Source organism: Aquabacterium sp. (genome assembly GCF_041909175.1).
Lineage (GTDB): Bacteria > Pseudomonadota > Gammaproteobacteria > Burkholderiales > Burkholderiaceae_C > Aquabacterium.
Genome location: NZ_JAYRDZ010000004.1, coordinates 133,690 through 158,262, shown reverse-complemented (window position 1 = coordinate 158,262; position 24,573 = coordinate 133,690). Strand labels below are relative to the sequence as shown.

At 60.0% G+C, this 24,573-nt stretch carries 13 protein-coding genes, 6 tRNA genes and 1 pseudogene; 16 read left to right on the top strand and 4 right to left on the bottom strand.

Translation table 11 applies throughout. The features are described 5' to 3' along the window. Positions 1–22: 22 nt before the first annotated feature. The 9 genes from ACE3PH_RS07655 (at position 23) to ACE3PH_RS07615 (ending at position 10,968) form a co-directional block, all read left to right on the top strand. On the top strand, positions 23–1,153 hold the full coding sequence (locus ACE3PH_RS07655) for an efflux RND transporter periplasmic adaptor subunit (RefSeq protein ID WP_374317524.1): 1,131 nt from the start codon (positions 23–25) through the stop codon (positions 1,151–1,153). 16 nt (positions 1,154–1,169) lie between these two features. Next, entirely contained in the window at positions 1,170–4,313 is a 3,144-nt protein-coding gene (locus ACE3PH_RS07650) for an efflux RND transporter permease subunit (RefSeq protein ID WP_374317522.1), read from the top strand. Between the two features lie 103 nt (positions 4,314–4,416). Then, positions 4,417–4,503, top strand: a tRNA-Leu gene (locus ACE3PH_RS07645). 40 nt (positions 4,504–4,543) lie between these two features. Beyond that, entirely contained in the window at positions 4,544–5,857 is a 1,314-nt protein-coding gene (gene tig / locus ACE3PH_RS07640; protein ID WP_374317520.1) for a trigger factor, read from the top strand. Between the two features lie 205 nt (positions 5,858–6,062). Beyond that, on the top strand, positions 6,063–6,674 hold the full coding sequence (clpP, locus tag ACE3PH_RS07635; RefSeq protein ID WP_374317518.1) for an ATP-dependent Clp endopeptidase proteolytic subunit ClpP: 612 nt from the start codon (positions 6,063–6,065) through the stop codon (positions 6,672–6,674). Positions 6,675–6,795: 121 nt separating this feature from the next. Next, the gene (clpX, locus tag ACE3PH_RS07630) at positions 6,796–8,076 is read left to right on the top strand and encodes an ATP-dependent Clp protease ATP-binding subunit ClpX (RefSeq protein WP_374317516.1); all 1,281 of its coding nucleotides are present in this window, start codon (positions 6,796–6,798) and stop codon (positions 8,074–8,076) included. A gap of 115 nt (positions 8,077–8,191) precedes the next feature. Beyond that, on the top strand, positions 8,192–10,609 hold the full coding sequence (gene lon, locus ACE3PH_RS07625) for an endopeptidase La (RefSeq protein ID WP_374317514.1): 2,418 nt from the start codon (positions 8,192–8,194) through the stop codon (positions 10,607–10,609). Between the two features lie 150 nt (positions 10,610–10,759). Continuing rightward, positions 10,760–10,835: transfer RNA gene (locus ACE3PH_RS07620), tRNA-Gly, on the top strand. A gap of 59 nt (positions 10,836–10,894) precedes the next feature. Then, positions 10,895–10,968: transfer RNA gene (locus tag ACE3PH_RS07615), tRNA-Cys, on the top strand. A gap of 126 nt (positions 10,969–11,094) precedes the next feature. On the opposite strand, the gene ACE3PH_RS07610 is transcribed toward ACE3PH_RS07615, so the two are convergent. After that, positions 11,095–11,184 (bottom strand) — tRNA-Leu (locus ACE3PH_RS07610). 194 nt (positions 11,185–11,378) lie between these two features. Here ACE3PH_RS07610 and ACE3PH_RS07605 point away from each other — a divergent pair. The 6 genes from ACE3PH_RS07605 (at position 11,379) to ACE3PH_RS07580 (ending at position 17,722) form a co-directional block, all read left to right on the top strand. Continuing rightward, a tRNA-Gly gene (locus ACE3PH_RS07605) sits at positions 11,379–11,454 on the top strand. A 74-nt stretch (positions 11,455–11,528) separates the two neighbouring features. Further along, positions 11,529–11,602 (top strand) — tRNA-Cys (locus ACE3PH_RS07600). A gap of 41 nt (positions 11,603–11,643) precedes the next feature. Then, entirely contained in the window at positions 11,644–14,046 is a 2,403-nt protein-coding gene (locus ACE3PH_RS07595) for a type I secretion system permease/ATPase (RefSeq protein WP_374317512.1), read from the top strand. Continuing rightward, on the top strand, positions 14,043–15,278 hold the full coding sequence (locus ACE3PH_RS07590; RefSeq protein WP_374317510.1) for an HlyD family type I secretion periplasmic adaptor subunit: 1,236 nt from the start codon (positions 14,043–14,045) through the stop codon (positions 15,276–15,278). Before ACE3PH_RS07595 ends, ACE3PH_RS07590 begins: the two co-directional genes overlap by 4 nt. 8 nt (positions 15,279–15,286) lie before the next feature. Next, the gene (locus ACE3PH_RS07585) at positions 15,287–16,627 is read left to right on the top strand and encodes a TolC family protein (RefSeq protein ID WP_374317508.1); all 1,341 of its coding nucleotides are present in this window, start codon (positions 15,287–15,289) and stop codon (positions 16,625–16,627) included. A 3-nt stretch (positions 16,628–16,630) separates the two neighbouring features. Then, positions 16,631–17,722, top strand: coding sequence for a hypothetical protein (locus ACE3PH_RS07580; RefSeq protein WP_374317507.1), 1,092 nt, complete (start codon positions 16,631–16,633; stop codon positions 17,720–17,722). A gap of 13 nt (positions 17,723–17,735) precedes the next feature. Here ACE3PH_RS07580 and ACE3PH_RS07575 read toward each other — a convergent pair whose 3' ends face one another. Genes ACE3PH_RS07575 through ACE3PH_RS07565 form a run of 3 tightly spaced genes read right to left on the bottom strand, consistent with a single transcriptional unit; the run spans position 17,736 to position 22,779 of the window. Then, positions 17,736–19,685 carry an FkbM family methyltransferase gene (locus tag ACE3PH_RS07575; protein ID WP_374317505.1) on the bottom strand — a complete coding sequence of 650 codons (1,950 nt, stop codon included), beginning with the start codon at positions 19,683–19,685 and terminating at the stop codon, positions 17,736–17,738. A gap of 25 nt (positions 19,686–19,710) precedes the next feature. Next, positions 19,711–20,835, bottom strand: a complete 1,125-nt coding sequence (locus tag ACE3PH_RS07570; RefSeq protein ID WP_374317503.1) for an O-fucosyltransferase family protein — start codon at positions 20,833–20,835, stop codon at positions 19,711–19,713. A gap of 3 nt (positions 20,836–20,838) precedes the next feature. Next, a complete protein-coding gene (locus ACE3PH_RS07565; protein ID WP_374317501.1) occupies positions 20,839–22,779 on the bottom strand; it encodes a tetratricopeptide repeat protein in 1,941 nt (646 codons plus the stop codon). A 380-nt stretch (positions 22,780–23,159) separates the two neighbouring features. Between ACE3PH_RS07565 and ACE3PH_RS07560 the strand changes: the two are divergent. After that, positions 23,160–24,573: pseudogene (locus ACE3PH_RS07560) on the top strand (heme utilization protein); the annotation flags it as partial.

Genomic DNA, 24,573 nt, shown 5'->3' with positions numbered 1-24,573 from the left:
AGCAGACCTATCGGATACCACCATGACCACCATCACCCGTCTTCGCCCCGGCCTCATCGCGACCGTCACGGTCTTGAGTGCCCTCGCCACAGCTTGCAGCAAATCAGCGCAGACCGAGGTGCCCCTCCGCGCTGTGCGAACACTGGTCCTGAGTGAAACCGGTGGCGTGGTGGCCCGAGAGTTCGCCGCAGATATCCGTGCGAGGTCGGAGTCCCGTATGGGGTTTCGCGTATCGGGCAAGGTGTTGAAGCGATCGGTCGATTTGGGTCAGCGGGTGCGCCCGGGGCAGGTTCTGGCGCAACTGGACCCTCAGGATCTCTCCCTTAACCAGGAGGCGGGCAGGGCCGGGCTGGCAGCGGCCGAGGCCAACGCCGCACAGGCGGAAGCTGATCTCAAGCGTTTTGGTGAATTGAGAGCGCAGGGTTTTGTCAGCGATGCGGTGCTGGAACGCTATGCCACATCGGCCAAGGCGGCACAGGCCAGCCTGCGGCAGGCTCGTGCGCAAGCCGGTGTCCAGAGCAATCAGGCTTCTTATGCCACGCTCACAGCCACTGCATCAGGCGTCGTCACCGCGGTCGATGCCGAGCCTGGCCAGGTCGTCTCGGCGGGTGTGCCCGTGGTAACCGTCGCATTGGACGGGCCACGCGATGCGGTTTTTTCGGTGCCGGAAGACATGGGTCCGGCCTTGCGGGCTCAGCTTGGCCGTACCGGCGGGATTCAGGTGCGGCTGTGGGGGCGTGACGAATGGACACTGGCGACAGTGCGCGAGGTGGCGGCTTCGACCGACACCCTGACCAGAACTTTTCTCGTGAAAGCCGATGTCGGGCCCGGTGGTGGTGAGTTGGGGCAGACGGCGATTGCCCGCCTGAATACATCGATTCATGCAGATGGTGGTTTGCGTATTCCGCTTCAGGCGCTGACAGAGCGTGGCGGTCGTTCCGCCGTCTGGGTGCTGGACGCGCGCAGCATGACGGTGCAGGCGCAGCCGGTTACCACGGGGGCCATTTCCGGCAATGTGGTGCTGGTAACGCAAGGGCTCAAGCCCGGACAGGAGATCGTCACGGCAGGCACGCATGTGCTCACACCTGGCCAGAAGGTCAAGCGGTATGAAGGTCCCGTCAAGTTGTCGGCCCAGGCCGGCGAGAACAAGTGACCGGAGGGGTTCAGCCGTGAATACCTCCGACAAGGATCCGCGCGATGCCGCCGTGGGCGGTCGCTTCAACCTGTCCCGCTGGGCGCTAGAGCGCTCGGCCTTGACGCGCTACCTGATGGTGGCTCTGATGCTGCTTGGCGTGGCAGCCTACTTCCAGTTGGGGCAGGACGAAGACCCGCCTTTCGCTTTCCGTGTCATGGTGGTGCGGGCCTATTGGCCTGGCGCCACAGCGGCCCAGGTGGCCGAGCAGGTCACCGACAAGATCGAGCGGACCTTGCAGGAAGTGCCCAATGCGGACGTGATCCGGTCTTACACCAAGCCGGGCGAGTCATTCACGCTCATGCAGGTCAAGGACTCCACCCCACCCAAAGACATACCGAACCTCTGGTACCAGGTACGCAAGAAGGTGGGAGACATGCGGTCCACGCTGCCGCAGGGCGTACTGGGCCCGTTCTACAACGACGAGTTCGGTGATGTCTACGGCTCCATCTACGCCCTGTCTGCCGACGGCTTTTCCGCGGAAGAGTTGCGGCGTTTCGCAGAGATGGTCCGATCTGATTTCCTGAGGGTGCCGGATGTGGCCAAGGTGGACTTCTTCGGCGTGCAGGCCGAGAAGATCTACATGGAGGTGCCGCAGCAGCGCCTGGCTGCCATGGGGATCGACATGAACCAACTGATCCAGCAGCTCAACGCCCAGAATGGCGTGGAGGGGGCGGGGGTTTACAACGGGGACACCAGCAATGTGCAGATGCGGGTGACCGGCGCCATGTCGGCGGTCGAGCAACTCAAGGCCATGCCAGTGCGCGCGGTGAACCCGCAAACCGGGCAGGCTCGCACGATTCGTCTGGGTGACATCGCTCAGATTCGCCGGGGCTACGAGAACCCTCCAGTGACCAAGGTCCGTCACAACGGCAAGGATGTGATTGCCATTGGCATTTCCATGGCCAAGGGCGGGGACATCATCTCCCTGGGTAATCGCCTGCACGAAACGGCCGATCAGGCCCGCGCGCAACTGCCGGTGGGCATCGAGCTGGACCAGATCCAGGATCAGCCCAAGGCCGTCTCGACTTCAGTCGGGGAGTTCATTCACGTGCTGATCGAGGCCGTGGTGGTGGTGCTGGCCGTGAGCTTCCTGAGCCTGGGCTTGCACACGCGGCCGTTGCGGCTGGACGTGTGGCCGGGTCTGGTCGTGGCCATCACGATCCCGCTGGTGCTGTCCGTGACCTTCCTGATCATGTACTTCTGGGGGGTGGGGCTGCACAAGATTTCGCTGGGTGCGCTCATCATTGCCTTGGGCCTGCTGGTGGACGACGCGATCATCGCGGTCGAGATGATGGTGCACAAGCTCGAAGAGGGTTACGACAAGATCAAGGCCGCTACCGCTGCTTATGACATCACGGCCATGCCCATGCTGACGGGCACCCTGATCACCGCGACGGGCTTCCTGCCCATTGGCATGGCCCGATCATCAACCGGTGAATACACCTTTGCCATTTTTGCCGTCACGGCGACCGCCTTGATCGTGTCCTGGGTGGTGTCGGTCTACTTTGTGCCTTATCTCGGCAACTGGTTGCTGCGCACCAAACCCAAGGTGGTGATGACCGAGGGGGAGGCCATTGATCTGTATGACACGCCGTTTTACCGCCGTTTCAAGGCCCTGGTGAACTGGTGCGTGCGCTTTCGCTGGACGACGATCGGCCTGACTGTGGCAGCCCTGGTGGCGGGCGTGGTGGGTATGAAGTTCGTTCAGCAACAGTTCTTCCCCGACTCGAATCGACCGGAGTTGCTCGTCGAGTTGTGGTTACCTGAGGGCACCAGCTTTGAGGAGACCGAGCGGGTCGCCCATCGGTTTGAAGCCCGGGTGGCCAAGGAGACCGGCGTTCAGTCGGTGAGCACCTGGGTGGGCTCTGGTCTGCCCCGTTTCTACCTGCCAATGGATCAGATCTTCCCGCAAAGCAATGTCAGTCAGGCAGTGCTGTTGCCGGTCGATGCCCATGCCCGGGATGTCTTGCGGCACAAGCTTCCAGCCATGTTGGCAGCCGAGTTTCCTGAGGCCCGTGCCCGCGTGCGGATGTTGCCCAATGGCCCGCCAGTAGCCTATCCGGTGCAGTTCCGCATCGTGGGCGATGACATCCACGCCCTGCGGCACTGGGCTGATGAGGCCAAGGCGCTGATGCGTGCACACCCAGCCATGACGGGTGTGAACGACAACTGGAATGAGTCGGTCAAATCAGTGCAGCTGGAACTGGATCAGGACAAGGCGCGCGCCCTGGGTGTGACAAGCCAGTCGGTGGCGCAGGCGGTGAGGGCGCTGACCTCCGGTTCGACCGTGGCCCAATATCGCGAAGATGATCGGCTCATTGACATCGTGTTGCGCTCGCCTCAGTCTGAACGCGCGACGTTCGAGGCGCTGAACAACGCCTATGTCGCGACGGCAACCGGGCGGATGGTGCCGGTCTTGCAGGTCGCGCAATCTCGATTGACCTGGGAGCCGGGGGTGCTGTGGCGCGAAGGGCGGCATTTCGCCGTCACCGTGCAAGGCGATGTGATCGACGGGGTGCAGGGCCCCACGGTCAGTTCGGCCCTGTGGCCCCAGATGCAGGCGCTTCAGGCCCGCATGCCGGAAGGCTTCCGCGTGGACCTGGCGGGCACCGCTTCCGAAAGCAGCAAGGGGCAGAGTTCGATCTTTGCGAATGTGCCGGCCATGCTGTTCATCATTTTCACTTTGCTGATGTTGCAGCTTCAGAGCTTCTCTCGCGCCTTGCTGGTTTTCCTGACCGGGCCGATGGGCATTGTTGGCGTGGCCATGGCGCTGCTGGTGTCGGGGCGGCCGTTCGGCTTTGTCGCCTTGCTGGGGGTCATTGCCCTGATGGGCATGATCATGCGCAATTCCGTGATCCTGATCGATCAGATCGAGCAGGACCGTGCTGATGGCGTGCCGGCCTGGACAGCCATCGTCGATGCCGCTGTACGACGCTTCCGACCCATTGTGCTGACGGCAGCAGCGGCCGTGCTGGCCATGATCCCGCTGTCACGCAGTGTGTTCTGGGGCCCGATGGCGGTTGCCATCATGGGCGGGCTGATCGTGGCCACCGCGCTGACCTTGCTGGCTTTGCCAGCCATGTACGCAGCGTGGTTCCGTGTCCGTCAGCCAGACTAAGGTGTCATCTCACGTAAAAACACGTGTTTTGGCACGGTAGAATCTACGGTTTCGACCAGATTGCCTGCCCGGTTGCTTCGGCAGCCGGGTGTTCCAGTCCCTTGCGCGGGTGGCGAAATTGGTAGACGCACCAGGTTTAGGTCCTGACGCCAGCAATGGTGTGGGGGTTCGAGTCCCCCCCCGCGCACCAGAGACGTTTTTCTTTCCATCCTTTACAGAGAGTTCATAACATGGCTGTCACCGTGGAGACCCTCGACAAGCTGGAGCGACGCATCACCCTGTCGCTGCCCGCTGACGCCCTCAAGACCGAAGTGGATGCCCGCTTGAAGAAGCTGGCTCGCACTGTCAAGGCTGACGGCTTCCGTCCCGGCAAGGTGCCGATGAACGTTGTGGCCCAGCGCTACGGCTATTCCGTGCAGTACGAAGTGGTCAACGACCAGGTTGGTGAAGCTTTCGCCAAGGCTGCTGCCGAAGCCCAGCTGCGCGTGGCTGGCATGCCCCGCATCTCCGAAAAAGAAGGCAGCGACGCTGACCAACTGCTGTTCGATGCCACTTTCGAGGTTTACCCCGAAGTCAAGATCGGCGACCTGTCTGCTGTCGAGCTGGAGCGCGTGTCTTCCGAAGTGAATGACGCTGCCATCGACCGCACCGTTGAAATCCTGCGCAAGCAACGTCGCACCTTCGCTCAGCGTCCCCAAGAAGAAGCTGCAGTGGATGGCGACCGCGTGACCATCGATTTCGAAGGCAAGATCGACGGCGTGCCGTTCGAAGGCGGCAAGGCCGAGGGCTATCAGTTCCTGCTGGGCGAAGGCCAGATGCTGGAAGCCTTTGAAAAGGCCGTGCGCGGCATGAAGGCTGGTGAGTCCAAGACTTTCCCGCTGAAGTTCCCTGACGACTACCACGGCAAGGACGTGGCCGGCAAGGAAGCCGACTTCCTGGTGACCCTGAAGAAGCTGGAAGCCCAGCATCTGCCGGAAGTCAACGAAGCCTTCATCGCTACCCTGGGCCTGGCTGAGCAAACGGTTGAAGGTCTGCGCGCCGACATCAAGAAGAACCTCGAGCGTGAAGTGAAGTTCCGTGCTGCTGCCCGCAACAAGGCTGCTGCCATGGAAGCGCTGCTGAAGGCTGCCGAGTTCGATGTGCCCAAGGCACTGGTTGATGCCGAAACCGAGCGTCTGCTGGAAGGCGCCCGCGCTGACCTGAAGGCACGTGGCATCAAGGACGCCGACAAGGCCCCGATCCCCGCAGAAATGTTCACCCCGCAAGCCGAGCGCCGCGTGCGTCTGGGCCTGATCGTGGCTGAACTGGTCAACACCAACGACCTGCGCGCCAAGCCCGAGCAACTGCAAGCCCACATCGAAGAGCTGGCACAAAGCTACGAGCAACCGCAACAAGTGGTGGCCTGGTACATGAGCGACCGTCAGCGCATGGCTGAAGTGGAAGCCGTCGTGATCGAAGGCAATGTGGCTGATTTCGTGCTGTCCAAGGCCAAGACCAGCGACAAGAGCGTCAGCTTCGAAGAGCTGATGGGTCAGCAAGGCTGAGCCTGATCTGACAATTCAGGTTTTGTCCTGAAACTGGCACCTGCCAATCCCGAGTGGAGGCAGGTGCTTTTTGTTTTATGCGAACGTGAACGCAGCGTCCGTGCAACGGAAAGACGACTAGGACACTCGTCGGTTAGTTTCGACGATCGAGTCGGCCTTGCAAGACGCCATAATCAATTCACGCATTCACATTCCGAGGAAGCACATGAGCGCACTGGACACTCAAAACCTGGGCATGGTGCCCATGGTGATCGAACAATCCGGCCGTGGCGAGCGCGCCTACGACATCTACAGCCGCCTGTTGCGTGAGCGTGTGGTGTTCCTGGTCGGCCCCGTCAACGACCAGTCTGCCAACCTGGTGGTGGCACAGTTGCTGTTCCTGGAAAGCGAAAACCCTGACAAGGACATTTCGTTCTACATCAACTCGCCGGGCGGCAGCGTCAGCGCTGGCATGTCGATTTTCGACACCATGCAGTTCATCAAGCCTGACGTGTCGACGCTGTGCATGGGCATGGCCGCCTCGATGGGCGCCTTCCTGCTGGCCGCCGGCGCCAAGGGCAAGCGCTTCGCCTTGCCGAACTCCAAGATCATGATTCACCAACCTTTGGGCGGTGCGCAAGGTCAGGCAACCGACATTGAAATCCATGCCCGCGAGATCTTGAAAACGCGCGAACAGCTCAACAAGATCCTGGCGGAACGCTCCGGTCAACCTCTGGACAAGATCCAGGCAGATACCGAGCGTGATTACTACATGTCGGCCGCCGAGGCTGCAACGTACGGCCTGATCGACAAGGTGATCGAAAAACGCGGTGCCTGATGAGCCCTTTGCCGGTCAATAACCTTGCCAAAGACGGGTTGTTCGACCGGCTGCGGTTCCTGGCATTTGACTTATCATCGTCACAAAATCCCCTGCTGACCTATTGACACAGGCCTGAACCATGCCAGAGAAAAAAGGCTCTTCCAGCGAAAAGATCCTGTACTGCTCCTTCTGCGGTAAGAGCCAGCACGAGGTCAAGAAGCTCATTGCCGGCCCCTCGGTGTTCATTTGCGACGAGTGCATCGACCTCTGCAATGACATCATTCGCGACGAGGTGGCAGCCGAGACCGACCAGTCAAACCGGCCAAGCCGGAACGACCTGCCTATTCCCAGCGAGATCAAGACCACGCTCGACCAGTACGTGATCGGGCAGGACACGGCCAAGCGCACGCTGTCCGTGGCCGTCTACAACCATTACAAGCGCTTGCGCCACATGGGCGCAGGTGAGGGTAAAAAGCCGGATGTCGAGCTCTCCAAGAGCAATATCCTGCTGATTGGCCCTACCGGGTCTGGCAAAACCTTGCTGGCCCAGACGCTGGCCCGCCTGCTGAACGTGCCTTTCGTGATTGCCGACGCCACCACCCTGACCGAAGCCGGCTACGTGGGCGAGGACGTCGAAAACATCATTCAGAAGCTGCTTCAGAACTGCAACTACGATGTGGAAAAGGCCCAGCGCGGCATCGTCTACATCGACGAAATCGACAAGATTTCGCGCAAGTCAGACAACCCCTCCATCACGCGTGACGTGTCTGGTGAAGGTGTGCAGCAGGCGCTGTTGAAGCTGATCGAAGGAACGATGGCTTCCGTGCCGCCGCAAGGTGGCCGCAAGCACCCCAATCAGGACTTCCTGCAGATCGACACGACCAACATCCTGTTCATCTGTGGCGGCGCCTTTGACGGTCTGGAAAAGATCATTCAGAGCCGCTCGGTGAAGTCCGGCATCGGTTTTGCAGCCGAGGTGCAGTCCAAGGATGAACGCAAGATCTCCGAAGTGTTCCGTGAGGTGGAGCCGGAAGACCTGATCAAGTTCGGCATCATCCCCGAATTGATTGGCCGTATGCCGGTTGTTGCCACCCTGGGCGAGCTGACCGAAGATGCGCTGGTCCGCATCCTGACCGAGCCCAAGAACGCCCTGGTGAAGCAGTATCAGCATCTGCTGTCCATGGACGGCGTGGAGCTGGAAATCCGTCAGGACGCCTTGACGGCCATTGCCCGCAAGGCCCTGGCTCGCAAGACGGGCGCCCGTGGTTTGCGCTCCATCCTTGAACAAGCGCTGCTTGACACCATGTTCGAATTGCCCATGCAGGAAGGAGTTCAGAAGGTGGTGATTGACGATTCCACCATCGAAGACAACGCGAAGCCGTTACTCGTTTATAGGGAACAGGCCAAGGCCAGCGCCTGAGCCTGCACATCCTGCTTTGATGGGCACCGCCGAAAGCCGACCCAACTGGTTTTCACGGTGCCCTTGTGTTTTGTCATCAGAGCCCCATCTGGGTCTTTGAGAAAGTGAGGCCATCATGTCAGGACATCCCATCCTTCCTTCTGATCCCATCAGCCTGCCGCTCCTGCCGCTGCGCGATGTGGTCGTGTTCCCGCACATGGTGATTCCCCTGTTTGTGGGGCGTCCCAAGTCGATCAAGGCCCTCGAAGCCGCCATGGAAGCTGGCCGCCAGATCATGCTGGTGGCGCAAAAGGCTGCTGGCAAGGACGAGCCCAAGGCCGAGGACATGTTCGAAATTGGTTGCGTCTCCAGCATCCTCCAGATGCTGAAGCTGCCTGACGGTACCGTGAAGGTGCTGGTTGAAGGTGTGCAACGTGCCAATACCCAGTCGATCGACGATTCCGGTGAATTTTTCACTTCGGTGGTCGTGCCCGTGCAGCCTGAAGCGCACGTCACGCCTGAAGTGGAGGCTTTGCGTCGTGCTGTCACCCAGCAATTCGACCAATACGTCAAACTCAACAAGAAGATCCCGCCCGAGATCCTGACCTCGATCTCCGGCATCGATGACGCCGGCCGTCTGGCCGATACCATCGCGGCCCACCTGCCTCTCAAGCTCGAGTCGAAGCAGGCGGTGCTGGATCTGTTCTCCGTGTCCCAGCGCCTGGAAAAGCTGCTGGAACAACTGGAGCATGAAGTCGACATCCTGCAGGTTGAAAAGCGCATCCGTGGTCGCGTCAAGCGTCAGATGGAGAAGTCGCAACGCGAGTACTACCTGAACGAGCAGGTCAAGGCCATCCAGAAGGAACTGGGCGAAGGCGAAGAGGGCGCTGACCTCGAAGAGCTGGCCAAGAAGATCGAGTCGGCCCGCATGTCGAAGGAAGCCCGCAAGAAGGCCGAGGGTGAGCTGAAGAAGCTGCGCCTGATGTCACCCATGTCGGCGGAAGCCACCGTGGTGCGCAACTTCATCGACACCCTGGTGGGGCTGCCCTGGAGCAAGAAGTCGAAGATCAAGCACGATTTGGCTCATGCCGAAGAGGTGCTGAACGAAGACCACTACGGGCTCGACAAAGTCAAGGAACGCATCCTCGAATACCTCGCTGTGCAGCAGCGTGTGGACAAGGTCAAGGCGCCGATCCTGTGCCTGGTTGGGCCACCGGGGGTGGGCAAGACCTCGCTGGGGCAGTCTATTGCCCGCGCCACGGGTCGCAAGTTCGTTCGCATGGCCCTGGGTGGCGTGCGTGACGAGGCTGAAATCCGTGGTCACCGCCGCACCTACATCGGCTCCATGCCGGGGAAGGTGCTGCAGAGCCTGACCAAGGTTGGTGTGCGCAATCCGCTGTTCCTGCTGGACGAAATCGACAAGCTGGGCATGGACTTCCGCGGCGACCCGTCATCGGCTCTGCTGGAGGTGCTGGACCCCGAGCAGAACCACACCTTTGGTGACCATTACATCGAGGTCGATTTCGACCTGTCGGATGTGATGTTCGTGGCCACCTCGAACTCGCTGAACATCCCGCCTGCTTTGCTGGACCGGATGGAAGTGATTCGCCTGGCTGGCTACACCGAAGACGAGAAGGTCCACATTGTTCAGACTTATCTGCTGCCCAAGCAGATCAAGAACAACGGCGTCAAGGAAGACGAGCTGGAAGTGACGGAAGGCGCCATTCGCGGCGTGATTCGCTACTACACCCGTGAGGCCGGTGTGCGTTCGCTGGAACGTGAGGTTTCCAAGATCTGCCGCAAGGTGGTCAAGGGCCTGACACTCAAGCAATACACTGGCAAGGTGGTCGTGACGGACGAAAACCTGAACGACTTCCTGGGCGTGCGCCGTTATGACTTCGGCATGGCCACCAAGGAAAACCAGGTGGGGCAGGTCGTGGGGCTGGCGTGGACCGAGGTGGGCGGCGATTTGCTGACCATCGAGTCGGCCATCATGCCTGGCAAGGGGCAGATCATCCGCACCGGTTCGCTGGGCGATGTGATGAAGGAGTCGGTCGAGGCCGCTCGCTCCGTGGTGCGCAGCCGTGCTGCACGGCTTGGCATCAAGGACGAGTTGTTCGAGAAGCGTGACATCCACATCCACGTGCCGGATGGCGCCACGCCGAAGGATGGTCCGAGTGCCGGTATCGCGATGACGACGGCCTTTGTGTCTGCGCTGACGGGTATCCCGGTCAAGGCTTCCGTGGCGATGACCGGTGAAATCACCCTGCGTGGCGAGGTGACGGCCATTGGTGGTCTCAAGGAAAAACTGCTGGCGGCTCACCGCGGTGGCATCAAGACGGTGCTGATCCCGGAAGAGAACGTCAAGGACCTTCAGGAGATCCCAGAGAACGTCAAGAGCGCCATCGAGATCGTGCCGGTCCGCTGGATCGACAAGGTGCTTGAGATCGCGCTGGAGCGTGCGCCAGAGGCCTTGCCTGAAGAAGAGGCCAAGGTCGAAGCCAAGCCCGAGGCTGCGGTGTCTGCTGCATCGAGCGACGTCCTGAAGCATTGATGCAACAGTAGCGTGGCGTGATCGAAAAAATCAGCGAGGCTTGCCAAAACATCAAAAATCGATGTATAGTTCAGGTCTTCGCTGATCGCGACACCAAACGCGAACAGGCAGTAAAGCAGGAAGCAATTCCAGGGCATCTGCAAGCGATATGCGGGAATAGCTCAGTTGGTAGAGCGCAACCTTGCCAAGGTTGAGGTCGCGAGTTCGAGCCTCGTTTCCCGCTCCACATTCCGAAAGGGAAGCCCAGTGCAAACAGGCTTCCCTTTTTCACAAGGCCTTATCCAAGGCGCGGTAGCAAAGCGGTTATGCACCGGATTGCAAATCCGTGTAGGTCGGTTCGACTCCGGCCCGCGCCTCCAAACAAAAAACCCACCACGCGTCAGCCTGGTGGGTTTTTCTTTGCGGTGGGGTGTGATGGCAACGAGCGCTTCAACCGATCGCTGCAAGCGGCGGAACCGCTCGACGCGATGTCCGCATGTGATCTATGGTGCCCCGGACCCGAATCGAACGGGCACGACGTTTTAAGCGTCGGCGGATTTTAAGTCCGCTGTGTCTACCGATTTCACCACCGGGGCTCGGGCGCCAGTGTATACGCCATCGTGGCGTGGATCAGACAGCTCGGTGGACGCGCCACAAAATTGCAAAAAAACGGTGCCCACTTGCCAAAACATCGAAAATCGATGTATAGTTCAGGTCTTCGCTGATCGCGACACCAAGCGCGAACAAGCAGTAAAGCAGGAAGCAATTCCAGAGCATCTGCAAGCGATACGCGGGAATAGCTCAGTTGGTAGAGCGCAACCTTGCCAAGGTTGAGGTCGCGAGTTCGAGCCTCGTTTCCCGCTCCATATTCCGAAAGGGAAGCCCAGTGTCAACACAGGCTTCCCTTTTTTGTCAGAATGCTGCCCATGCAGTTGCCTGAGGCGCGGTAGCAAAGCGGTTATGCACCGGATTGCAAATCCGTGTAGGTCGGTTCGACTCCGGCCCGCGCCTCCACCCCATTCAAGCCCTCCCGGTTCGCCGCGAGGGCTTTTTTGTTGCATCCGGCTCTGCTGCATGCTGCGTCTTGCGGTGGCTGCAAAGATAAGAAAAGAAATAGGTTGGGATGTTCGGGTTTATGTCGCCTAAGGCGATGTGCGCACATCTCTAGGATCGGGGGTAGTCGCCAATCTTGGCGTTGGAGTTGTCCTTTGGATACATCGTTCGCCATCCCTGAAGCCCGTCTCGAGCCGATCACATCGTCGGGTGAGCCGGGTGCAACTGATTCAGCGGTGCCAGACGATGCTTTGTTGTGGGCTATTCGTTGGCTCTGCCAGCATCACGGGATCACCCGATCACTCCAGTCTTTGCTTGACGGGCAATCATTGGTAGGCCCCTTGCAGCCAGACCAGGCGGTCAAGGCGTTGCAGAGTGCAGGGTTTCATGCAGAACTCTGCAAGCGCGACTTGCCCAAAATGCTCTCCCTGTTGATGCCGGCTGTGCTGCTGTTGCGCCATGGTCAGGTGTGCGTCGTGGTCGCGCGCATGGATGGAGACGGTGGTTCAGCGCGCTATCGCATCGCTACACCTGCAGGTAACGGCGTGATGGCGGTGGTTTCCGAGTCGGATTTGCTCGCCGAATATGCCGGCCAGGTGATCCTGGCTGGGCTGCGTCCGGAGTCTGCTGGTATCAAGACTGAGCATGTGGCCGACTCCGGGCACTGGCTTTGGAGCACGCTCAAGCGTTATCTGCCGTATTACCGGTCGGCGATGCTGGCGGCGCTTCTGAGCAATGTGTTGATGATTCTCACGGGGCTTTTTACGTCGGTGGTTTACGACCGTGTGATTCCCCACAAGGCGTTTGTGACCCTTTGGTCGCTGGGCGCTGGCGTTTTGATCGCCATCGTGTTTGATCTGACGGCCAGACAATTGCGCAGCTTTTTGATTGACGCCGCAGGCAAAAAGGCGGATCTGGTTTTGGGCCGCTTGATTTTTCGTCAGGCGTTGAGCATTCAGTTGGAGCACCGGCCTGAGTCCGCGGGGGCTTTTGCACACCGCTTGACGCAGATTGAGATCGTTCGTGACTTCTCGACATCGGCAACGATTTCAGCGCTCACCGATGTGCCTTTCATCCTGCTGTTTATCATTGTCACTTGGCTGGTCGCTGGAGAGCTTGTACTTGTCTTGCTGATCGCCGTGCCATTGGTGCTGCTGCTGACATGGGCCGTTCAAAGCATGTTGCGCCGGCAGATGAGCGCCAACATGGCTCAGCAGGCTGATCTTCATGGTGTTCTGATCGAAGCAGTGGAGGGCTTGGAGGACGTCCGGGCGTCGGGCTCGCAAGGCCATTTCATGGCGCGCTACGAAAGTCTGAATGCACAGGCAGCGATGTCATCGCTGCGCGCACGTACCTTGTCGAGCTGGATCAACAACTTCGCCATGGTCTCGCAGCAGTTGATCACCGTTGCCATGCTGCTTTGGGGGGTGCACCTGATCGATGCCGGCCATTTGACCGGGGGGGCATTGATTGCCGCGGTGATGTTTGGGGGGCGGGCCATTGCGCCGTTGGGCAGCGTAGTGGGACTGGCATCCCGCTATCAAAGTGCGAAGGCCGCCCTGCGTTCACTCGAGCAACTCATGACGCTGCCGACCGAGCGGGTGCCTTACAGGCAATATCTTCCACAGCAGCAATTGACTGGGCAACTGGCGTTGCGCGATGTGCGCTTCAGCTATCCGCAAGTCGGTGCGACCCACGCAGCCCCAACAGTGCTTCATGGGGTCTCGCTGTCTATCCGCGCTGGTGAGCGGGTGGCCATTTTGGGCAAGATCGGCAGTGGCAAGTCCACGATCTTGCGCATGCTGGGCGGGCTGTACCAACCCACAGAGGGGTTTGTGGAGGTGGATGGCATCGACTTGCGGCAAATTGATCCTGCGGACTTTCGCACCCACATTGGATTTGTATCCCAAGAACCCCGTTTGTTTCAGGGAAGCTTGCGAGATAACGTGTTGCTTGGCCGAGCGAACGCCGATGCTGCACGATTCCTGGATGTGGCCAGGCAGACCGGACTGGATCGGGTGGCGGCAGCTCACCCGCTGGGCTATGACCTGCAGGTCGGCGAGGGGGGCTACTTGCTGTCGGGGGGGCAGCGTCAGTTGGTGGCCCTCGCGCGTTGTTTGGTCACGCAGCCACAGGTGCTGTTGCTTGATGAGCCTACGAGCTCCATGGATGCGCAGGCTGAGAGCAGTTTCATTCAGCATCTGAAAAGCGCCGTGGCGTCCAGGACGCTGGTTGTTGTCACGCATCGCCCAGCCTTGCTTGATGTGGTGGATCGCATCATTGTTGTGGATGGGGGTAGGGTGGTGGCCGATGGCCCTAAGGCGGTCGTGCTGGCAGCGCTGGCGGGGCAACGCCCTCAGGCTGCTGCTCCTGACGTCACGCAGGAACGCGGAGGCGCAGCATGAGTGCAAAGCATGGCCATGGCGACGTCACCGGGCAACTGGTCAAGGGGGATCGTGCCTTTTTGTCGAGTGCCGCCGAGGCGGCCTTGACTGAGGCAACCCCGAAGGCTGCCTGGGCGATTTACCTCATGTTGCTGGTGGTTTTCGTGGCCTTGATTTGGTCGGCCGTGGCACGTGTAGACGAAGTCACCAAGGCCGAGGGGAAAGTTGTGCCGGATGGCCGCGAGCAGAACATTGCGAGCCTGGAGGGCGGCATTCTCCGAAATGTGGCGGTTCGAGAAGGTGCGCTGGTTGAAAAGGGGCAGGAGTTGGTTCAGCTCGATCCGACGCGCGTGGAAGCGCAGCAGAACGAAGGGGCTGCCAAGCGTCTGGCCATGCGCGGAACGCAGGCCCGCCTGGAGGCGGAGGCCAGTGGACGTGCACTGCATTTTCCGCCGGATGTGACCGCTGCACGTGACGTGGTACAGGGCGAAACAGAAGTCTTCAATACCCGCCGCAAGGTGCTGGAAGAGGGCGTGGCTGCATCGCGACGCAGCCTGGAGTTACTCAATCGCGAACTGGCCATGTCGGAGCGGATGTCAGCCAAGGGCTTGATGTCCGAAGTCGAGGTGATGCGCTTGCGGCGCCAGTCCAACGAGATGACGTTGCAGATTCAAGACCGCATCAATCGTTTCCGGCAGGACGCGAGCTCGGAGCTGGTTCGGATCAAGACAGAGCTGGCCCAACTGGAAGAGCAGATGGTGGTCAAGCAGGATGTCCTCAAGCGGACAACGTTGTATTCACCGGTGCGCGGCATGGTCAAGAACATCCGGCTCAACACGGTCGGTGGTGTGGTACCGGCTGGGGCCACGATCATGGAAATCGTTCCGGTGGGTCCGCGGGTGCTGGTTGAGGCGCGGATCCGTCCGTCTGATATTGGCTTTATTTACGTGGGTTTGCCGGCTGAGGTCAAGCTCAGCGCATATGACTACTACACCTATGGCGGCCTGAAGGGTACGGTGGAGTACATCAGTCCGGATGCTTTGGGCGAGGAGTCAAAAACGCCTGCGCAAGACAACACGTATTACCGCGCTTTGATTCGTTCCGATGTATCGACGCTGAGGGCTGGTGGCAAGCCTTTGCTGGTCATGCCTGGCATGACGGCTACGGTGGAAATTCGCACCGGGGATCGGTCTGTACTGCAATTCCTGCTCAAGCCGGTACTCAAATCTCAGGAGGCATTCAGGGAGCGATGACTAGCTCGATGACTTTCGGCTGTCGTGTATTGCGCGCCTGGCTTTTGGGGCTGCTGGCCGGATGTGCGCTGGCGACGCATGCAGCGTGTGTGGACGACGCTGGCGGCGTATCTGTCCAGCGTGCGGATGGGGCGGATGCCGCAGGGACATCCTGGCTGCGGATCATTGCGCGGGAGGCTGCTCATCGGAGTGCGCAGATTGGTGCGGCTCGCCTGCTGTCGGATGCTGCTGAGCAGGATATCGATGATACGAAGGGCGGCCGCTTGCCACAGGTCAGTTTGTCGGCTTCGGTTGGGCCCAGCTATTCGCAATACGCAGGACAGACGATCCGTAATGGCAATCTGGTGACCGGCACGCTCACGGTCACAGGGCTGATCTATGACGGTGGGCGGTTGAATTACCTGACTGCGTATCGGGAGCAGATGGCCGGTGCTGCCCGCTACGGACTGCAGGCGACCACGGAGGAAGTGGTTCTCGAGGCTGTCAACACGGCGCTGGAGCGGGATCGCTACCGCATGCAAGCGCGGGTGTATCAGCAGTACGCCAGCAAGATGAGTTGCCTGGTGGAAACGCTGCAGCAGATCGTGCAGGAAGATCGCGGTCGATCCAGTGAGCTGGTTCAGGCTCGCAAGAACCAGGCGCAAGCAGAGATCGCGCGTGACAATGCCATTGCGGCAAGCCGGCAGATCGATATCCGTTTGCGGCGCCTGATTGGGGATGACATCAAGATCGGGGAGGATGTGGCCGGTGGCCTCCATGCCCTTGTCAGTGCAGAGGAGGTGCTGCATGTACTTGAGCAGGGTAATGACCTGAAGCAGGCTCGAGCGCAGGCCGATGGTGCTCAGCGCTATGCCGAGGCGGTCGATGCAGCGCAGAAGCCTCAGGTTAGCTGGGTCGCGAGTTCAACTGATGGCACCCAGAGCGACATACGCAGTCTGGCCGTACAGGCTGGCTTGTCAGTCAGCTACAGCCTGTTCAACGGCGGGTCTGACAAGGCTGCTGCCGCTGCCGCCTACAAGCGGGCGGAAGCCGCGCGCAGGCAATACGATGAATTACTGAATACCCGTCGGGCCAAAGCGATGGAGTTGTCCGAGGTGGCATCGAGTGCGATGGACCGCGCCAGGCGCTATGTTGACGTGTTGCGTGATAGCCAGCGGGTTCGTGAGTTCACATATGAGCAGTGGTCACAAATTGGTCGGCGCTCGTTGTTTGACGTGATGTCAGCCGAGGGTGACCACTTCAACTTGCTGGTGGCCTATGTCAACGCCTTGCATGACACCTTTGAGGCCAACGCACAGCTGCGCTCCTTGGGGGGCGGGTTGGTGGCGTGGCTCCATATCGAGGAATGAAACATGATCGTCAATTCGTTCAGGGATGAGGGACTCTGGCCTGTCGCGCGGGCCAGCTTGCTGGCTGAGCAGTTTCGTGCGCTGGCAAGCAAGGAGGTCGTACGATGGACTTGGGCACCGACCCCTGCCACGATCGCGCTCAATTACTTTGCTCACGGACTGGACGATGTACTTGAGAACCGGCCCGAGTGGCACTATGTGCCGTGTGACGATCAGATCGATTGGTCCAGTATCGATATCCTGATCCTGACGGGGCATGGGTCAGACATGTCCACCCGGATCATGGAGTACAAGCTGCGCAACCCGCGCATGCTGGTTGCCGTGTGGCTGTGGGATAACCACCTGGCACACATCAACAACCTCAGAACGGTGATGGCGGCGGATATCTATTTCCCGTCGCACCATTACGATTCAGCCTATCTGCAAAATTTTGCTTCACCGTCCGGCATGCATGTGCCTTTGTGCTGTGCGCAATGGACGGAAAGCGAGGCCCGCGGCTTGTTGTCCGAGCTGAAGGGGCTGGAGCGATCCGATCGCTTGTTGCTCAACTATGTCGACTACAAGTTTTCGTGGCGCTCGGAATTGCTGGCCAAGCTGCGTGCCGAATTGCCCCAGGCGCAAGCGCTGCTGATGCCGGCGACTGACCGGGGTCGCTATTTCCAGAAGTCGAGCAAGGAGCGCTTGGCCGAGTGGCTGTCGCACAAATGCACGTTGATCCTGCCTGTTCAGCAAGACCTGTCGACACGCATTTACGACGCATTGTTGGCCGGGCAGGTGATCATCGTGCCGACCATGGTGGCAGATTTCGATGCGGTCTTTCCGGCGGATGTTCAGGCAGCTCTGGGCGTGGTCCGAGTCGATGACCTGGAGCTGCACACGATCAGCAAGGCTGTCGACAAGGCTGTGGCGACGTTTGATGCCATGGGCGAAGCGGGCGTGCAGGTGCGTTCAGATTACGTGCTGAACGGCGGCATGATGGGCCACCGCTTGTTGTCCATGCTGAATGCGATCCGCACGGCTGGGCAAGGCACGGTGACCATCCGCATGACGGAAGGTGAGGGCATGCCCCTGGCCCTGCGTTTCGTGCGCGCCTGAGGGGCGTCGTGCTTCAGGTGGCGGCGAGGAAGGCCGCCACGGCGGCATCGGCGATGCGCACATCGAGGGCCGATGCAGCGAGGATGTCGAGGTAAAAAATGGAGCGTGTCGCCTGTTGCGTTGTCTGGCGCCAGACGTAGCTCAGCATCTGAACGACCTGGCTCGCCTCGCAGGCACGGAACATCGGGTTGCCGAAGTTGTCAAAAACCCAGAAGTGGGTGTATCCCGAGGCCGCCAATTGAGTGAGGCAGGCTTCATAAGCTTCTTTTTGCGTGGCGTTGCCCAGGAAACATTCAAAGAACAGAACGGGCTTCCGTGCCTGGATCAGCTCCAGCGCTGAGGCCAGCACATCGTGATCGAACCCATCAACATCGCTTTTGAGCAGTCGAACGGTTTGCCTCACCTCGTCGGGTTGTTGCCGAACGATCTCGTCCAATTGCATGGAGCGGACCGATGGGCTGTCTGCATCAGATGAGGTGGTTGGTTTCGCATGGCGGCTGCCCCCGTCTCCGGCCAGAACGGCTTCGGTGACTGCTTTGCCGACCAGGGCCTTGACAAGTTGAACCCGGGCTGTCGGGTGGGCCTTGCGCAGCCTCGCCGTGTTGTGATCCAGGTAGCGGTAGTAGGTGTCGTCGGGCTCGATGCACACATAGTGCAATGCCGGGTTGCCGGCGCACATGGACATCAGGGTGTCGCCACAGTTGGCTCCGACGTCGATAACGGTTGCACCAGCGGGCAGTTCTGCTGCCAGGAAGGGTAGAAAGCGGTCATAGAGACGGTGCTCCGCCAGGTATTGAGGCAGTAGGTGGCCAGCGGGCAACACCAGATCGCAGCCAGCTACTGGCAACAACACATCATCGGCTGCCAGCCTGTCAGGCAGCCGCTCCGATGTCCTGGCCAGCCTGGTCAATGCCGCCATGACTTGATCTGCCATGGCTTGCCAGCTGAACCGACTTGCCTGCAGCAGACCTCGGTTGATCATGTCAGCCCGACGTGAGCTGTCCAGAACCGCCTGGAGGTGCTGGGCGAGTTGTTGCGCTGGTTCCGGTCCATCCATGTGGACATAGAGGGGGGCGTCGCCGCCGACCTCGGGCAGCGAGGCTGCGTCACTTGAGATGACGGGGCAAGCGCAGGCCAGGGCCTCTAGCACCGGCAGGCCGAAGCCTTCATAGATCGATGGGTAAACCAACGCAAGGGCGCCGGAGTAGGCGACGGCCATGTCTGCGTCGCTGAGGACGGCCACCTTGACCATCGCGGGGCCAGCCATGGCCTTGAAGTCGGGCTCCAGCTCGCCCCCGCCGGTACACAGGACACTGAAGTTGGCACGCTGGGGACCCAACAATGAAAACGCCTCGAAAAACAGCCGGGCATTTTTGTAGTCGCTGCGAGTCCCCGAGAGAAGGAAGTAAGGCTGGTGCAGTTGCAGTTGCGCTCGCAGCGCTTTGGTCGCCTCTGGCGTGGCCGGGTGAAAGTCACATCCATTGGGCGTGATGTCGATCGGCCTTGGGCTGTCTGACAGATGCTTGCGCAGATCCCGCGCCGTGTTCCCCGAAACGGCCACATATGCCGATGCGTAAGCCAGCGCCTGCTGCTTTTGTGCCCACATTGGTTCTGTGAGATTCCATCCCAGGACCTCGGGGATCATGTCGTGCACCATCATCAGCGATGGGGTGTGCACAGGGTAGGTGTAGTAGGTGGAAATGAACACATCGGCTTGGGCCGCATCGCAAACCAACTGCACTCGATTGGAGTCCCCGGCCTGATCTCCATACTGAAAGGGCGGGAGATCAACATATTGAAGGCCAGGAAGGCGCGGCATGGTGTGCCCTCGATCGATCACGACAATGTGATCGGCCAGGCCGGCCTCAATCCAGCGCTCGAAGAGTTTGGTCCACACACGGGCGATGCCCGAGCGACCAATCTGAAAGAAAACGCCATCGACGACGATCCGCGGAGTGCTCATCAATGTCTCGCTGAGTTCTTGGTGCTTACCAGTCGTGCAGTGACAGGTCGATCTGCCCTAGAAAGTCTGGCCCGATCAGGAAGAAGGTGCCGGCCTGCCAGTTCTTCAGATGCTGAATGCCGGTCGACACGTTGGAGCCACCATTGCCCAGAAAGAAGTCGCAACGGCTCGCCAGCAGGGCATCGACCAGGACCTGCTTGCCCAACTCTGTGCCAGGGTGGCCTTCGAGATGGACCCCGGTCGTCGAGGTGCCTCGCTGGCAATCCAGCGTGAAGACCTTGTCACCCCAACGTTGTTGAAACTCCGCAACCACCTGAACGCTGTCGGTCAGCAGGAAGATGCGCAGCATCGGATTGACCTCAAGAATGCGAGCGATGCGTGCGTGGTAAGCGTGGTTGACCGCGTGGAGGTCGCCCATCTCATGGATCTTGTCCGTCCCCCGCACATGCACCGCCAGCCAATTGTCCCGGGCCATGTGGCGGTTCCATGTGTCGGCGACGGCCTGGGCGATGTCCGGCTGGACCCGGATGTACTTCTGCACCAGTGCCCGATAGATGGCCTCGCGAGGCAGGCCATGGAATGCGCTGTGGGCGGGGATCCAGGGCATCAGATCGTTGATCTTGGTATGGAAATCGCTCACCACGACATCCTCGCTGCGCCCCAACAGGTACAGGCCCGTTTGCCGGGCACCGATGCCTTCCCACTTGTCCAGATCTTCCACCTGGAGATTGTCGACGTGCCACTTAGGTGGGAAGTAGCTCTGGCCCGGGCGCGTGATGTCCTGCCAGCTGGCATCCGAGACAGGGCGGAAGAAGCTGACGAAGGCGTTGTCCGTGCCTTCATCCCGGAACAGACTGTTGCGCCCCCAGTAAACCAAGGGGATGCGACCGGTCAGTTCCGCCACCAGCAAGCTGCCAAGGACATGATCCAGATCGGACCAGAAGCCAAAACCCCAGGCCTTTATCAATAGATACCGCGGGTGGCTTGCGACAGAGAGGCCAGATCCCAGGCCCAATCGCTCTCGAATGTCTTCGATCAGCGCTTGTGCTTCTTTGGAGTCCGGTTCCTTGGTCAAAATCAGTCGGCAGCACAGATCTGCCTTTTGCAGGTTTCCTTTGGCAAACGCCTCGCGTGCGATCTCCATGTTCATGGTTCACGCACCCAACTCGTCGTGGGCGCCACCCAACTGGGCCCGACGCCACATGGCGGTGTAGATCGCTTCGAGGTTGCGGCAGAACGCTGGGGTGTCGAACAAGGCTGTGGTGGCTCGGTTGAGCGATAGCCGGGCTTTGACGTCGCGCAGCAACTCTGGCTGCGTGGCCAGTTTCAGCGCCAGGGCTTCATAGGACTGGAGGCTGTCCGTCACCAGTTCGGGGAGCCCGACGGTTCGCAACAGACTGCCTGCCACGCGAGACGGAAATGACTGGCCGGAGTAGGTGACGACAGGCAGTCCGGCCATCAGGGCGTCAGCGGCGGTGGTGTGCGCGTTGTAGGGGTGCGTGTCGAGGAACATGTCTGCCTGGCAATAGCGAGCCAGATGGTCTTCCACACGGGGAACCCGTTTGGCAAAGACCAGGCGTGTGGGGTCGACACCATGTGCCTGCGCGTGCGCACAGAGATTGCGTTGAGACACCTCGTTGCGAGACATCAGCCACAGTACGCTGCCGGGAACCTGATTGAGCAGGCGCATCCAGACCGCAAACACATGTGGAGAGATCTTGTAGTCGTGGTTGAACGAGCAGAACACCACGCCGGTCTCTGGCAAGCCGCACTCCTCACGGGATGGGGTTTGATCCGGGATATCGATGCTTGCGTCAGTCGGCAGATACGAGTCGGGCAGATAGACGACCTTTTCGTCGTAGAAGGACTGATGCTCGGGCGGGATCACATGGCGGTCGGCAATGATGTAGTCGATGTACTCCAACCCCAATGTGCCAGGGTAGCCCAGGTAGTTCACCTGCACGGGAGCCGGTCGGAAGGCAAAGACGTCGGTGCGGGAGTCCGACGTGTAACCAGCCAGATCAATGGCGACGTCGATCTCCATATTGCGCATCAGTTGCGCAATTTGCGGGGTGCTCATCGTGCGCGCATCAATGAAATGATCGAACGCTTTTTGCATCCGCGACCGCAATCTGCTTTGATCATCGACGCCCAGAGAGATGCCGATCGTCTCGAAGCGATTCTTGTCGTGATGTTCGAAGATGCCTGCCATCAGGTGGCCTACGGGATGTTCCCGCAGGTCAGGGGATACATAGGCGATACGGATTCGCGCATGACCATATCGCTCGCCGTTCCACAAAGTTCTGGCTGCGGGTGGGAACTTGTGCCGCGCAAATGTCCGGGCGCAAGTCTGATGATCTGCTGCGGAGTCATTGATTGCCATGAATCCAAGAGACTTGCAGGCGCGTCGGCTGTCGCGCACGCCTTCTGTGATCTGTCGCACCAGCGGATCAAAGTCCGTCCAGTCACAAATGTGCATGCGTTCGTAGCACAGCAGGCCCAGACCGTAGTCGTAGTTGGGGTTGATGCTCAGCAAGCGCTGGAACATGCCAATGGCTTGTTCGCTGCGCTTGAACTCGGTCAGCAAGATGGCGCAATTGCCAAGCGCGGTCTCGTAGTTCGGGTTGATGGTCAACACCTTGTTGAAGCGCTCCAGCGCTTCGATGTGTTGATGTGATTCACGCAAGATGGTGCCGCTGTTGATCAAGGCTTCGACGTAGTCGGGCTTGAGTTCCAGTGCACGGTTGTAGGCAGCCAGTGCTGCATCACGCTGACCGACTGCATGCAATGCTGAAGCGTATGCCCCCCACAGTTGCGGGAAATGGCTTGCAACCTGGGTGCCGAACTCGAGTGTGCGCAAGGCCTCAGCCGTGTCAGCGCGCTTGAGTTGAATCACGCCCAACGAATACAAGGCGATCGGATCATGTGGATGGCCGCCCAGGTAAAGGCGGAATAGCTGCTCTGCCTCTCGATCCTGACCCTGCCCTTGCAGGGTGACTGCACGCACCAGCACCTCGCGCTCGATTTCGGGGGTCTGTGCCTCGTTGCCTGGGGGCTCGGTTGTCGTGTGTTGTGAGTGGGAGGGAGTCGCCATCGTGGTGTCAAGCATGTTTGTTGGCAGTTGGGTCAGCCTTCTTTGATGTTGACGCAAATCGCCCTGGGCAGTCCCTGGATAAGGGGCAGGACAACCACACACTTTGTCCGGACTTCAGGTTCGCATGACCGAAATACCCTGATTTGGAGCAGTAAATCCCCTTACTTCTTTTCTCAAGTTAACGAATGGGTGGGCCGATAAGACGTCCATGTCGATCGGTGTCGCGGAGTCTCTGGATATGTCATCGAATGGGCCATCTATTGAATGGATGGGCTTGAGATGGGATTCCGTAACCTGTTGACCGTTTAACCATTCCTGCGGCGGCATCTCTTGAGAGGTGGGCCGTGCCGTTCAGTTCAAGTCCTGTTTCAGGGGGGCCCATGGCTTCAATCATCGATTCGTTGACGACTGACCAGATCGCGTCTTTGTCAACCGCAACCATTGTGAAGCTGACCACTGCCGACTGGCAGGCGTTTGACACCGACCAGATTGCTGCCCTGACTACCCGTCAGGTCAAGGCCATTGAAACAGCAGATCTGGCCGTCCTGTCATCTGATCAGATTCAGGCGTTCACAACAGATGCCATTCGCTCACTCGGCAGCGCACAGGTGCGTTCCCTGACAACCGATGCTGTGGTGGCGCTGAGCACTGACCAGGTTGGCGTGTTGACCAGCTCCCAGGTTGCGGCATTGACGACTGCGCAAGTCGCAGCCATCGAGACTGATGACATCGCTGCCTTGGGTACGCTGCAGATCAAGTCCTTGAGCAGTGCGCAAGTCGCTGCATTGACGACCAACCAGATTGCGGCGATCGAGACGGGCGATATTGGGTCGCTGACGACGGCAGCCGTTCAAGGGCTGTCGACGTCGGGCATTCAGGCTTTGACGACCGATCAAGTTGCAGCATTGACGACAGCGCAAGTCTTGTCACTCAAGACAGCTCAGGTCGCCGCATTCGAAACTGATGCTGTAGCGGCTCTGACCACCAATGAAGTCAAGGCTCTGAGCGCCACGCAGGTGAAGGCGCTGACGACCGAACAGATTGTGGCGCTGTCGACCGACCAGGTTGGTGTGCTGACGACGGCGCAGGTGGCTGCGCTGACGACGGCACAGATTGCAGCCATCGAGACCGGCGACATTGCCGCCTTGGGCACGCTGCAGATCAAGGCGCTGAGCAGCGCCCAGGCCGCTGCACTGACGACCAACCAGATTGCGGCGATCGAGACGGGTGACATTGGTTCGCTGACAACGGCTGCCATCCGAGGCCTGAGCACAGACGCGATTGTGGCGCTGACGACCGACCAGGTGGGCGTGCTGACGACGGCGCAGGTGGCAGCGCTGACGACGACGCAGATTGCGGCCGTGGAAACCGGAGACATTGCCGGCTTTGACACCACGCAGATCAAGGCACTGAGCAGCGCTCAGGTGGCTGCGCTGACGACCAACCAGGTTGCGGCGATCGAAACCGGTGACATTGGGGCGCTGACGACGGCAGCCGTTCAAGGGCTGTCGACGTCGGGCATCCAGGCCCTGACGACCGATCAGGTGGCTGCGCTGACGACGGCACAAGTGGCCGCGCTGAAGACCACGCAGGTGGCTGCGCTGGACACCGATTCGGTGGCTGCACTGACGACCAATGATGTGAAGGTGCTCACCAGTGCCCAGATCAAGGCGCTGACGACCGAACAGATTGTGGCGCTGTCGACCGACCAGGTTGGTGTGCTGACGACGGCGCAGGTGGCTGCGCTGACGACGGCACAGATTGCAGCCATCGAGACCGGCGACATTGCCGCCT